Origin of the sequence: Pseudomonas libanensis (genome assembly GCF_001439685.1) — a bacterium.
Lineage (GTDB): Bacteria > Pseudomonadota > Gammaproteobacteria > Pseudomonadales > Pseudomonadaceae > Aquipseudomonas > Aquipseudomonas libanensis.
Genome location: NZ_JYLH01000009.1, coordinates 238684 through 251353, shown reverse-complemented (window position 1 = coordinate 251353; position 12670 = coordinate 238684). Strand labels below are relative to the sequence as shown.

Genomic DNA, 12670 nt, shown 5'->3' with positions numbered 1-12670 from the left:
CATGACCAATGTGGGAGCTGGCTTGCCTGCGATGGCGGTGGTTCAGTTAAGGATTCAGCGACTGACACTCCGCTTTCGCGGGCAAGCCCGCTCCCACAGGGGATCTGTGCCAGGCGTTGATTCTGTGGGCAATACATGACCAGTGTGGGAGCTGGCTTGCCTGCGATGGCGCTGGTTCAGTTAAAGATTCAGTGACTGACACTCCGCTTTCGCGGGCAAGCCCGCTCCCACAGGGGAGCTGTGCCAGGCGTTGATTCTGTGGGCAATCACATTGGGCCGGCTAGACCTCCGAATCCCAGATCACCGTGGCCGTGCCTGAATAGGTGGTGCCCGGTGCCTTGAGCATTTCGGCGACGTCGTCCTTGCCCACTTCGAAATGCAGCTTGCCCATTCGGTTATCCACGTAATGCAGCGGCTGGAACAGTTCGCTGCCGACGCCGTCCAGGCGCAGGGGCAGCTTGTTTACGGGCTGGTCGTACCGGTCGCGCAGGCCATAGGGCAGGGTCACGGCGATCTGCACCGGCACTTCGCCGCCTTCGCCGTTGCGCAGGCCGCAGGTGGTGCCGATCACCAGGCCGCACTCCAGGTTCATCTTGAAGCGCGAACTGGCGGCGAGGGTGAAAGTCTGGTCGCGGAACAACCGCGCAGGCCGCCGCCCCTGGTTGAGCCAGGCTTGCCAGCCGCCCTCGGGCAGCAGCTCGATGCGATCGCCTCCCGGTGGCAGTTCGACCTTGAGGGTGTGCTCGACATCCAGCGTGAACTCGAGTGTGACGATGTTATCGTGAGTGACAATCCGGTCGCCGAAGTCAAAATCCATCCCCGGCCCCACGGTATAGGTCACGCTGCCACGGTAGATGCCGGTAGGCATCGTCAGGGGGTTGGGGGTGCGCAACTCGTAACCAAACTGGATATAGCGGTAGTGCAAGCTGGGCAAGTCGAAACGCGCCTGGGTGCTGCACGCCGATGCGTTCTCGGGCACCAGCCAAAACCAGACGACGTAGTAGCTGGTACCGTTCAGGCCACCGCCCGGAACACAAGGCGACGGTGCGTTGTGCCAACGCCCTGTACTCCACAACGCGTCATAACCGCCACCGCCGGTAATCACATTTACATCACCGCCATGATCGGCGCGCCCACCGATACCGGAAATCCGAATTTCTACCTGCTCGCGGTCCCCGGCCAGACTGGTGACCTCAATGGTTTGCCAATGGGAGGGGACTTTCAAGAAAACCCCCTGGCGCGGATCGCTGTGGTTGGCAGGTACCGGCCCACCCGTCGTGTGCGGGATACCACCTATTGGCATCGACAGACTGAACAAGTTTCGTGGTTTGCAGTACGCAATGAAATGCTCGCAGTAACCCGAACTGGGGGTGATGTTCTTGAACTGATTGAACATCGGGTTTGCCGGGTCGGGCCTGAACTGCGCCCGGATCTCGGCAATCCCCGCCTGGGCGCCCATGGACATCACCGAACCGATAAGCCCGAACAGCACGTAACGTAAATAATGAACGACCTTCAACAACTGCATCGTTTGGTTCCTTTCATACCGATCACCGGCGATCTGCCAAAAAGCACGTTGGGGGCTGTTCAGGGCGCCAGGAAATCGAAGACCAGATGCACCGTGCCGAAGTAGTCCCCGCCCTTGTAGCCGCCCTCGGGCTCGATGGCCGCAATGTCCAGCTCGGCACGGGTGCCGACGCGGGCGACGTCGGCGCTGATCACTTCGGTGGCGTCCAGGCTCAACGGCACCTGGTTGAACAACACACGCAGCTCGATGCGGTCACGCGGGCTGGCCAGGTAAGGCGTATCCCCCAACCGCGCGGCGACGCCGCCGGCGAGGTTTTTCACGTCAAAACTCTTGCGCAGACGCCCCAGTTCGGCGCGCACCAGGTTCCAGGGCAGCAGCTGGTCCTGGCCCATCCAGTCCGGCTCCGAGGGCAGCACATAGGCTTCGTGCACCGGGATGGTCACCGAAATATCGAAGGTCTCGCGCTCCTGAATCGCCCAGGCCGAGGTGCCGCTCATCAGCAGTGCCGCCAGTGTCAGTTGCTTGAACATTAGGCTCACCCGTTATCGTTGACGGTCATCAGTTTTTTGTCGCGCCCTTCGACCATTTGGAAGCTGAACTGGCGATCGGGCTTTTTCTCGAAGACCAGTTCGCGGCCCGGCAAAATATGGTGTTTGGTGGTGGGCAGGCAGTCGGATTTTTTCGCCTTGGCGCAGTCGCGAAACTCATCGAGCACCACCACGCTGTTGCCCGCGTTACGCAGCTTGTATTGGCCGTCGGTCTGAGTGACTTGCGTGTCGAAGCGAGTGTCCTTGGGCCTCACGAAAAACACCGTGCCGTAACCGGCCATGATGTTCACACCGGCCGCCAGGCTGTCCTTGTAGTCGGCACGCTCCTGATCGGTGACGGCAAAGTCATCGCTTTTTTCCGGCACCACCGGGATGAAGCGCACACGAAAGTAGCGCTCTTTATCGCGCGCCCCCATGTACAACAAACGCGTGCCCTGGCGCCCGTTGGCCGGCACGATCATGCGCGCCGGGCTGGCCATCAGGCCGTCGCGGCTGGTGGTGGCGCCCTTTTCGTCGGTCAGCGAAGCCACCGGCACTTCCTTGGAGGTGCCGTCGGCGTTGTAGATGATTTCCAGCACATTGACCTTGATGAACGCGGTGCTGGTGCCGCCGTTGAACACCCGCTTCAGATAAGAGCTGCGGTCACCTTCCAGGTAGTCGTACACCACGCCGACATTGATCGCCGGCCCGGCGTGCGCGCTCAAGGAACCCAGGAGCAGAGCGCTCCATAACACTGCATGCTTCATATGTTCTACGCCTCATTGATTGAACGCGGCCTCCACGGGAGGCCGGTGCTGCGAATACTGGCCGGCCGGTCAGACTTCCGAGTCCCAGATCACCGTGGCCGTGCCTGAATAGGTGGTGCCCGGTGCCTTGAGCATTTCGCCGACGTCGTCCCTGCCCACTTCGAAATGCAACGTAGCCGGTCGGTTGTCCACGTACTGGTTGGGCTGGATCAATTCGGTACCAACGCCGTCCAGACGCAACGGCAATTTATTCACCGGCTGGTCGTATTGATCGCGCAGGCCATAGGGCAGGCTGACGGCGATCTGCACCGGCACCTGGTCGCCTTCGCCGTTGCGCAGGCCGCAGGTGTTGCCGATCACCAGACCGCACTCCAGGTTCATCTTGAAGCGCGAGCTGGCGGCGAGGGTGAAGGTCTGGTCACGGAACAACCGCGCCGGGCGCCGTCCCCCGTTGAGCCAGGCTTGCCAACCGCCTTCGGGTAGCAGCTCGACGCGATTGCCGCCCGGCGGCAGGTCGACCTTGAGTACGTGCTCTACCGTCAGGGTGAAGTTGAAGGTGAGGATGTTTTCATCAGGGATCATGGCATCGCCAAAATCCATATCACCGCCTGGCCCCATGGTGTAAGTAATGGAGCCTTCATACACGCCGGTGTCCATGCCCAGTGGGTTGGGAGTCTTGAGCTCATAACCGTATTCAAGCGTGGAGTAGCTCATCCATTCAATGTCATAACCATTGGTGACACTGCAAGCTCCGGCGTTCTCCGGAACGATCCAGAAAAACAGTGCGAAGTTCGCCGACGCCGCAATGTAGTTGATCGGCAAACAGGGTAGAGGGGCGCCGTACCAATAACGGTTCCAGGGCGCCTGCGGTGTATGCCAGACCGATACGGCAGGCACATTCCACCGGCCACCGATACCCGCGATTCGCATCTGCACCGTTTCCACGTTGCCGGTGCCCCGATGCCTCACCGTCACATCGCGAAACGCTGACGGCACCTTGAAATAAGCGCTCTTGCGCGGGTCGTCGGGATAGGCCGGTATGACCCCGGTCGATCTGGCCCTGAATGAGCTGTTACGAATGCTGAAGGTGTTTGCCGCCTCACACTTAGCCGGCACATGCCACGGACACAGCCCACTCTGCGGCGTCGTATTAATGAACTTGTTGTTCAAATGGTCGTTGGGATCCGGGCGAAACACCGCAGTGATTTCCTCGACGATCGCCACCGCCGGCGGGCTGAACACCCCCAATGCCAAGGCCAGCGCGCACGGCGCCATGGCCTGCTGGATTGCTCTGATTACGCTCATAAAAACTCCGGTACAGGCTCCGTACCGCCGTTAACCGGCGGTTTCGGCCTTGTGGGTGGCTTCGGCCAGGGTGTCCGGCGTGCAACGCAGATCGCCGATCATCAGCACGTCGTTTTCACTCGGCGCCTTAGCCGGGTCGAGGCGGAACTGGCAGAGCAACTGGTTCTGGTAGCGCACTTCCAGGGTCGGCGCACTGGCGCTCATCTCCATGGAGAAGAACCCATCCACCTCGCTGACCCCACGGCTGGCGTGGTTGATCACCTGATGGCCGCGCAGCGGTGCGCCCTGTTCATCCAGTAGGCGCCCGAGCACCGTGACGGTTTTCATCACCGTGACCTTGCGGTAGTCCACGCCGCCCTTGTTCAAGTGGTAGCTGGAGCGTGCCGGCTGGATATTCGCCGCCGGTGGGTAGTTGCCTTCGAAGTCGAACGACACGGTGCTGCTCTTGTAGGCCGATACCGGCACATAGTTGCGGCCGGGGCGCAGCACCACGCTGCCGCCGCTCAAGTCGTCGGCGCGCAGGCTGATGGCATCAAGGTCCGTCTCGAGGTCGACGATCATGCCGGCGCCATTGCCCTGGTACTGGCTACTCAGCAAGACCTTGCCGGCTCCGGCCACCAGGGTGCTGTTGAGGTTCAGGCCACCGGTGAATTCACCGTTATAGGAACTGCGTTGCACGAAACCATCGCCGCTGACCGTGTCGGTGCTGAAGTTGGCCATGCCCGAGAAGCCGACGCCGTAAGTGTCGGTAATTGCCGTCGCCGAAACGCTTTGCAGCATGTGGTCGGTCAAGTCCTGGCGAACCGTCACGGAGGCGTTGTTATCACGCCCGCCATCACGGGAGGTGCGGCTGCCGATGCTGCCGGAGACTTGCCGGCCATCGGTGCCCAGGGCCAGGCTCAAGGTCACGTCGACGCCGCGGTTGCGTTGATCGTTGGTGCTGCCGGTGCCGGGGCGGTCGAACAGCGAGAAACGCCAGTTGGCATCGCTGCCCAGCAGAATGTCGCGACGGTTCCAGCCCAGGTCGATGCCGGCGCCTTCGACGTTGCCTTCACTGTGGGAGACGCGCATGTTCACCGAGTTTTTCGCATCGATCCGGTGGTTCACCGACAGCGAACTGTTGCTGGTCTGGCCAACGAAGGTATTGCGCCGCAGGCGGGTGCCATCGGGCAGGGTTTCATAGGTGTCGCGGGTGTCGAGCCAACTGCGGTTGTGGCTGAACACCAGGTTGGTGGCGCCGAAGGTGTAGAGCCCTTGCAGGTCCATGCCGGTGCCGTGGTCCTGGGTTTGGAACACGTTGGCGTAAACGTTGACGTTATTGGCAACCGACCAGTCCACCGAGCCGCCGTATTGCAGCTGCTCACGGACTTCGCGCGCCGACAGGCCAAGGATCACTCGCGGGTGCAGCAGGTAGTTGATGGACGCACCGGCGGTAATTGAACCCGAGGCTTGTTCTTCCCAGTTACTGAACAGTTTGGTCTCGCGCCCGGCAAATACGTTATAGCGCCAGCGGTCTTCAGCATTGCGCCAGTTGCTGGGTTTGTACACCAGTTCCTGGGTGGTGCTGACGGTCAGCCCGTCTTCGATCAGGCGTACTTCCACCTCATAGATGCCGCCAGGCAGAGGGCGTGTATCCAGGGTCTGCAAACCGGCTGCCACCGCCTGGGTGTTGATCAACAGGCCGTTGCGATAGATCTCCACCGCCGCCTGCCGGTTGGCCGTGACGTAGATCGGGTAGACGCTGGGCTTGGGGTTGTTGATGGCCAGGCTGTCGGAGCTGCCATACATTGCGCCCACCGCCGTGTCGGGGCTCGCGCCGAAGCTGCGCAGTTGGCGGGTGAGGCCGTCGGAATTAGGGGTGAAATGGCCCAGGCGGAAGAAATTGCCTTCCATTTCACGCTGGGTATACAGCTCATGGATCGCATGGCGCATGGATTCATCGGCGCCGCTCTGCCGTGCCAGTTGCAGGTTGAACACCTGGCTCCAGTTACCGATGCTGGAACTGGCTTGCAGGCCATAACGCCCGCCCAGGTCCTGTTCCTGACCGCCGTTGAGGTTGAGCTGGTTGTTGATGATCAGCCCCAGGCTGCCGTCTTCGGGCTGCGCGTAATAGCGCGGTGCGTCGCCAGTGCGCTCCACGTTCTGGGTGATGATCGACAGTTGCGAGCTTTCCAGGTTGTAGAACGCCGACACCAGCTGTTGCGGGCACGACTGGGTACAGGCGCCCAGGGCCACGCCTTTTTCCAGGATCGCTTGCCAGGTATCGCGGGTGGCGGCCGGGACTTTGCTGTCGCCGGTGTCGGTGAATTCGAGCAGGCTGACGCGGTCATCCTGGGTCAATACGATCATCGCCTCGCCCAGCGGCTGCTGGTCAAGGTCCACACGTACGGCCAGCGGCACATCGAAAAAGTGCTCGGCAAACCCCGAGGGCAAGCCTTGGGCCTGGGTGATCAGACTACCGGGAGTCGAGGCGGCGTTGGCCTGGGTTGCCAGTGCACTCGTACCTATCAATAGCGCAAGCGCCGCCGCGATGTGAGTCATCGGGAACATGAACGGAATACTCTGAGGCCAAGAGACGGGATTAAAACCAGGCCGGAGGAACGAGGGAGAGGGATCCAACCGGCCTGTAAATGACCCGCAAGCATTTCGCTCAGCGGGCCGGTATCGACATCAAGGCGTTACAGGCAGAACGGCATCGAAAACGACCGGCATCACCGCGGTGTACGAACCACGTTGAGTGGCGCTCGGCTTGGCAGCGGCGATGCGCATTTCCGCGCCAACACCTGGGGTCGAGTCCGCTTCGTTGACAACTTCCTGTGGCGTGCCGGTCAGGGTCACACCGTTAAGGGTGGTGGTCAGCGCAATGTTTTGCGTCGCGTCGCCGTTGAACAGCACGGCCGGGCCGCCTTCGATGTAGGCATGCACCGAACCGTTGGTGTTGCGGATGTCATAGATCGCGCTCAGAGGCGACAGCTCACCACTCACCAGGTTGTAGTTCATGGTTTCGTCACGGCCCCAGTTCGGATCACGCGGTTGTGCATGGAACACGGTGGTCGGGATGTTTGCCTTGAGGTTGACGGTGTGGCTGGCTTCGCCGGCAGCAAAGGCTGGCGAAGCGCTCAACGCGATAGCGGTCAGGGAGGCGGCAAATGCAAACTTCTTGAACATGGTCAATACCCGTAGTTGTAAACAGTGAAAGACTCGTCGATAAGTTTAATAAAAGCACCAGGCTTTAGAGGACTTACAACGAAACTGCGCTGCGCTCAGTTAGTTGAGTCGCTGCAACGCCGAACAATAATCCACTGAATTCAAAGGCAGGTATGCAGGGCACTTCGTATTAGCTCGTAGCCCCAATAGACAAGGCCTGCGGGAAAAAGATGGCACTTTGCCAAAACTTAATTTATATCCGTAGGAATCCACCTACACGTACTAAAACCAGCAAAAAACACGTAGAAGTATTTCTGTAAGAAGCGGATGACAAGCATGCTTTAACACTTGGGTATCCACACGTTTTTTAGTGCAAGCATATTATGCACAGAACAACTGAGTAGTTACTCTAATTACTTATACACTAACTTCAAACTATTACAATTGACAGGTTTGCCGTCAGTCGATCCAGCGCGTCGCGCAGGTTGAACCGTTGGTCCGGAAGGCTTGCGCCCAGCCAAAGATATATCTTAAGTTGTATCTAAACCTATCGAAGAGCACAGAAAAAATGAGAGAGCACCACCCCCACGATGGCCGCGACGGCTTCGACAAACGCATGGGCCGCGAACGCGGCGCACGTGGGCCTCGGGTATTTGCCCCGGGCGATTTGAAACTGCTGTTGCCGGCGCTGATCGCCGAGCAGCCATGCCATGGCTACGACCTGATCCGTCGCATCGAAAGCCTGTTCGACGGCGCCTACAGCCCCAGCCCCGGCGTGATCTACCCGACCCTGACCTTTCTTGAAGAAAGCGAGTTGATCAGTGGCGACGCCGAGGGCGGGAAAAAAAGCTACACAATCACCGACGCCGGTCGTCTCTTCTTAAGCGAACAAGCCGTTGCCCTGGATGGCGTGCGCATGCGCATTGATGTCAGCAAGCGCTCGCTGCGCGGCCAGGACCGCCCACCGCAAATCCACGAGGCGGTGCATAACCTGCGCCATGCCTTGCATTCGCACCACGGGCGCTGGAGCCCGGAAGAAATCCTGCGTGTCGCGGCGCTGCTCAACCGCACCGCGCAAGCCATTGCCGACGGGAAAGACCAATGAACACACAAGCCATTCACCGCGTGACCCACGAAATCAAACGCCGTCGCCTGCAGGTACTGCGGGTGGTGGATATCACCCCGCGCATGCGCCGCATCACCCTGGGCGGGCCGGAATTGGCGGGTTTTATCAGTCTGGGCAGCGACGATCACATCAAACTGCTGTTCCCGCAGAACGCCGCCGAACAAGCCGCACTGGAAAGCCCGACATTCACCATCAAGGGCGACGGCCCGCAACCGGCCATGCGCGATTACACGCCACGGCGTTACGACCTGAGCATCGGTGAACTGGATATCGACTTCGTGCTGCACGGCGATGGCCCCGCCTCCACCTGGGCCGAGCAGGCGCAGGTCGGCCAGTACCTGTATATCGGTGGGCCACGGGGTTCGATGATCGTGCCGGATATCTTCGACGGCTACCTGCTGATCGGCGATGAAACCGCCCTGCCCGCCATCAGTCGACGCCTGGAAGAATTGCCGGCCGGGCGCAAGGTGCTGGCGGTGGTTGAAATTGCCGATGCGGCGGAACAGCAAGTGCTGGAGAGCGCGGCGGACGTCGAGATTATTTGGGTGGTGCGTGGCCAGCAAGACCTGCTTGACGTAGTGCGTAACCTGACGCTGCCCGGCGGCACGCTGTACAGCTTTGTCGCGACCGAAACCAAGTTGTCGCGCCAAGTGCGGCGGGTGTTGCTGGAGACGCACAAGGTCAACGAGGAGTATCTCAAAGCGGTGGGTTACTGGCGCGCAGAAGGCAGCGACGAAGAATAAATAAGGTGGGGTTTGCCTGCGATGCAAGCACCTCGGTTTATCAGTTACACCGAGGTGATGCTATCGCAGGCAAGCCAGCTCCCACATTAATGGTGCTCACTTTAAATCGAGGGGGATTTGAGGTGCTTGTCCAGGCCAATGATCGCCAGTGCGATGACGATGAACCCTGCCAAAATCCCCCCGGCATTCACGAACACCTGTGGGTAACCCAGGCTGTCCACATCCATGAACGGGTACTGATACTGCCCAAGCGAATGCCCGCGCAGCAGCACATAAGCGAAGTACACCAAGGGGTAAATCACCCATCCGGCAATGTGCTTGAGCCGCAGGCTGCCCTTGGGCACGCACCGCCACCAATAGATCAGAAACAGCAACGGCATCACGTCATGCAGCAATTCATCGGCGATAAACTGAAAGCCCTCCGGGCTCCATAAGTGCCGCAGCAGCAGGTTGTAGGCCAGGCTCACCAGGACGATGCTCGCGGCAATCGCGCTGCTGATACCCGGCGCGAGGAAAAACCGCTTGCCGACGGAGTCGCGCTTGACCAGCCAATAGCTGAGCACCACAACGACCAGGGTATTGGTCAGCACCGTGAAGAAACTGAAGAAGCTGATCAACCCGCCCAGCAGGCTGGCGCCGCTGGACCAGCGCGAGTACAGGATCAGGTATTGCTGAATCGCCAACCCCACCCAGCCGGCCAACGCGGCCGCCGCGACAAAACGCTTCATCGGCTCAATCCAACGGGCGTTTGGTGCGCATCAGCTTGACGTACAAGCCTTCGACCTTTTCACGGGCCCAAGGGGTCTTGCGCAGGAAGGTCAGGCTCGACTTGATGCTCGGGTCGCTTTTAAAGCAGCGAATATCAATACGCTCGGCCAGGCCGCTCCACTCGTAATGTTCAACCAGGGTGGTGAGCACGTGTTGCAGGGTCACACCGTGGAGCGGGTCGTTGCTTGTCGCGGTCATGCCGGGCCTTTTGCAAATAGAGGAAACACAGCCGCGCACCTTAGCCGACGAGGCGTGCAGGTGGAAGCATGGCATTGAATATAGACCGCCAGGAAAAGTTCCACTTCCCGATGAAAAAAGAGATGTTATATTGTAACTATATCTAACAGACGTTTTACCTAGGAATAACCGATGTCCCTGACTTCTCTCTGGCGCCTTTCCCCTCTCGCCGCCGCCATGTTGATCAGCTCCCAAGTCCATGCCCTGGAACTGCCCCCCCAAGTGGTCACCGGCAACCCGCTGGGCAGCGAACAACTGGCCTCGCCCACCACCGTGCTGGAAGGTGATGAGCTGACCCTGCAACAAAAAGGCAGCCTCGGCGAAACCCTGAACAAGCAACCCGGGGTGTCATCTTCGTATTTCGGCCCAGGCGCCAGCCGCCCGATCATTCGCGGCCAGGATGGCGACCGCATTCGCATCCTGCGCAATGGTGTAGGCGCGCTGGATGCCTCGTCGCTGTCCTATGACCATGCCGTGCCGCTGGACCCGATCAACGTTGACCGCATTGAAATCGTGCGCGGCCCGGCGGCCCTGCTGTATGGCGGCAGCGCCATCGGTGGTGTGGTCAATACCTTCGACAACCGCATCCCCACCGCCGCCATCGAGGGCATCCACGGTGCCGGTGAACTGCGCTACGGCGGTGCCGACACTACCCGCAGCAGCGCGGGCAAGCTGGAAGCCGGCAACGGCACCTTCGCCCTGCACCTGGATGCCAATGCACGGGAATTCAACGACATGAAAATCCCGGGCTATGCCCGCAGCCGCCGCGCCTCGACCACCGAAGACGGCCCAGGCAAGAATGGCCGCCTGGGCAACAGCGACGGCCGCCAGGACGGTGGTGCCGTCGGCGGTTCCTACACTTGGGACGATGGTTATGCCGGGCTCTCCTACAGCAACTACGACAGCAACTACGGCTCGCCGGCCGAGCAGGATGTGCGCATCCGCATGCAGCAGGATCACTACGCCTTTGCGTCCGAAATCCGTAACCTGCAAGGGCCGTTCACCTCGGTGAAACTCGACGCGGGCTACACCGACTATGAACATCGCGAAATCGAAGGCGGCGAGACCGGTACGATCTTCAAGAACAAAGGCTATGAAGCCCGTGTTGAAGCTCGCCACCAGCCGATCGGCCCATTCGATGGCGTGGTCGGCGCCCAAGTGACCCGCAACGAGTTCTCGGCCCTGGGCGAAGAAGCTTTTGTGCCGCAGACCGACACCAATGCCGGCGCATTGTTTATCCTCGAAGAGATGCAAGCCACCGAGCGCCTGAAACTCAGCCTCGGCGCCCGCGTGGAACACACCAGCGTCGATCCCGATGCCAAGGGCAACGAGCGATTTGCCAATGCCAGCAAGAGCAATGACTTCACCGCCGGCAGCCTGTCGTCCGGCGCGGTGTATACCCTCACGCCAGTCTGGTCCCTGGCTGCTACGTTGGGCTACACCGAGCGCGCGCCGACCTTCTATGAGCTGTATGCCAACGGCGCCCATGTCGCCACTGGCACCTTTGAGTTGGGCGATGCCAACCTGAAGAAAGAAAAAGCCGTGTCCAGCGACCTCGCGCTGCGCTTTGACAATGGCACCCACAAGGGCAGCTTCGGCGTGTTCTATAGCCACTTCTCCAATTACATCGGCTTGTTGGGCACGGGTCGCACCCTGAACGATGAAGGCGAAGAGGACGCGGGCGGTATCCCCGAATACGAATATTCCGGTGTGCGTGCGCGTTTCGCCGGCTTCGAAGCCCAGGATCACTGGAAGCTCGGCGAAGGCGCCTACGGCAAGTTTGCGCTGGAACTGTCGGGCGACTACACCCGCGCGACCAACCTGGATACCGGCGAAGCCTTGCCACGCATCGCGCCGCTGCGCTTGAACAGCGGCTTGCTATGGGAACTGGACCGCTGGCAGGCGCGTATCGATGTGGAACACGCAGCAGGCCAAGGGCGCGTGCCGGATAACGAAAGCGGCACCGATGGCTACACCACCCTCGGTGCCAGCGCGGGGTATCGCTTCAACGTGGGTGACAGCCAGTGGCTGGCGTTCGTCAACGGTGAAAACCTGACCAACCAGACCGTGCGCTATGCCAGCTCGATCCTGCGCGACATCGCGCCGGCACCGGGCAGAAGCGTGCAGTTCGGCGTTCGCACTACCTTCTAATCATCACCGCAAATCCCCTGTGGGAGCGGGCTTGCCCGCGAAAGCGCTGGGTCAGTCAACATCAATGTTTGCTGGGCCGACGTCTTCGCAGGCAAGCCAGCTCCCACATTTGATCTTCGTTGCTTTGAGCATTGCGCTCCCTTGACTAATCGGTATAGGGGCATGCTCCCCACATGATTGGGCAGCGACTATCTGTCACTGTTACCAAAACTGAAATGATGCATCTTGCGATTCACCCTTTCTCAAAACGCCCCGCCGCATTATCCTTCGCAACAATCTGAAACGCTTCACCTCCCGGTAGCCCCCATTTTGCCGAATCGCCCTATACGCAAAGACAGCGCTGTCTGAAACAGACCTGCGCCTGGGGTGTT

Annotated in this window: 11 protein-coding genes; 3 read left to right on the top strand and 8 right to left on the bottom strand. The window is 60.3% G+C overall.

Going from position 1 to position 12670, the window contains the following annotated elements; translation table 11 throughout:
• Positions 1-280 precede the first annotated feature (280 nt).
• From TU73_RS16250 to TU73_RS16225, 6 genes are all read right to left on the bottom strand, one after another.
• The gene (locus TU73_RS16250) at positions 281-1528 is read right to left on the bottom strand and encodes a hypothetical protein (RefSeq protein ID WP_231984816.1); all 1248 of its coding nucleotides are present in this window, start codon (positions 1526-1528) and stop codon (positions 281-283) included.
• 59 nt (positions 1529-1587) lie between these two features.
• On the bottom strand, positions 1588-2058 hold the full coding sequence (locus TU73_RS16245; protein ID WP_057013071.1) for a CS1 type fimbrial major subunit: 471 nt from the start codon (positions 2056-2058) through the stop codon (positions 1588-1590).
• A 5-nt stretch (positions 2059-2063) separates the two neighbouring features.
• Complete coding sequence (locus TU73_RS16240; RefSeq protein WP_057013070.1) at positions 2064-2822, bottom strand: hypothetical protein; 759 nt, start codon at positions 2820-2822, stop codon at positions 2064-2066.
• A 69-nt stretch (positions 2823-2891) separates the two neighbouring features.
• Positions 2892-4127 (bottom strand): hypothetical protein, encoded by a 1236-nt coding sequence (locus TU73_RS16235; RefSeq protein ID WP_057013069.1) that lies wholly within the window; start codon positions 4125-4127, stop codon positions 2892-2894.
• Between the two features lie 30 nt (positions 4128-4157).
• Positions 4158-6677 (bottom strand): CS1-pili formation C-terminal domain-containing protein, encoded by a 2520-nt coding sequence (locus TU73_RS16230; protein WP_057013068.1) that lies wholly within the window; start codon positions 6675-6677, stop codon positions 4158-4160.
• Between the two features lie 120 nt (positions 6678-6797).
• On the bottom strand, positions 6798-7295 hold the full coding sequence (locus TU73_RS16225) for a CS1 type fimbrial major subunit (RefSeq protein WP_057013067.1): 498 nt from the start codon (positions 7293-7295) through the stop codon (positions 6798-6800).
• 547 nt (positions 7296-7842) lie between these two features.
• On the opposite strand from TU73_RS16225, the gene TU73_RS16220 reads away from it, so the two are divergent.
• Positions 7843-8379: a PadR family transcriptional regulator gene (locus TU73_RS16220; RefSeq protein WP_057013066.1), complete on the top strand. Its 537-nt coding sequence runs from the start codon at positions 7843-7845 to the stop codon at positions 8377-8379.
• Complete coding sequence (locus tag TU73_RS16215; RefSeq protein WP_057013065.1) at positions 8376-9143, top strand: siderophore-interacting protein; 768 nt, start codon at positions 8376-8378, stop codon at positions 9141-9143. The genes TU73_RS16220 and TU73_RS16215 overlap by 4 nt, the downstream gene beginning before the upstream one ends.
• A gap of 101 nt (positions 9144-9244) precedes the next feature.
• On the opposite strand, the gene TU73_RS16210 is transcribed toward TU73_RS16215, so the two are convergent.
• Positions 9245-9871 carry a Pr6Pr family membrane protein gene (locus tag TU73_RS16210; protein ID WP_057013064.1) on the bottom strand — a complete coding sequence of 209 codons (627 nt, stop codon included), beginning with the start codon at positions 9869-9871 and terminating at the stop codon, positions 9245-9247.
• Positions 9872-9875: 4 nt separating this feature from the next.
• Positions 9876-10109, bottom strand: coding sequence for a VF530 family protein (locus TU73_RS16205; protein WP_003188882.1), 234 nt, complete (start codon positions 10107-10109; stop codon positions 9876-9878).
• A gap of 171 nt (positions 10110-10280) precedes the next feature.
• Here TU73_RS16205 and TU73_RS16200 point away from each other — a divergent pair, with 171 nt between their 5' ends.
• Entirely contained in the window at positions 10281-12299 is a 2019-nt protein-coding gene (locus TU73_RS16200) for a TonB-dependent receptor (protein ID WP_057013063.1), read from the top strand.
• The last annotated feature ends 371 nt before the right edge of the window (positions 12300-12670 follow it).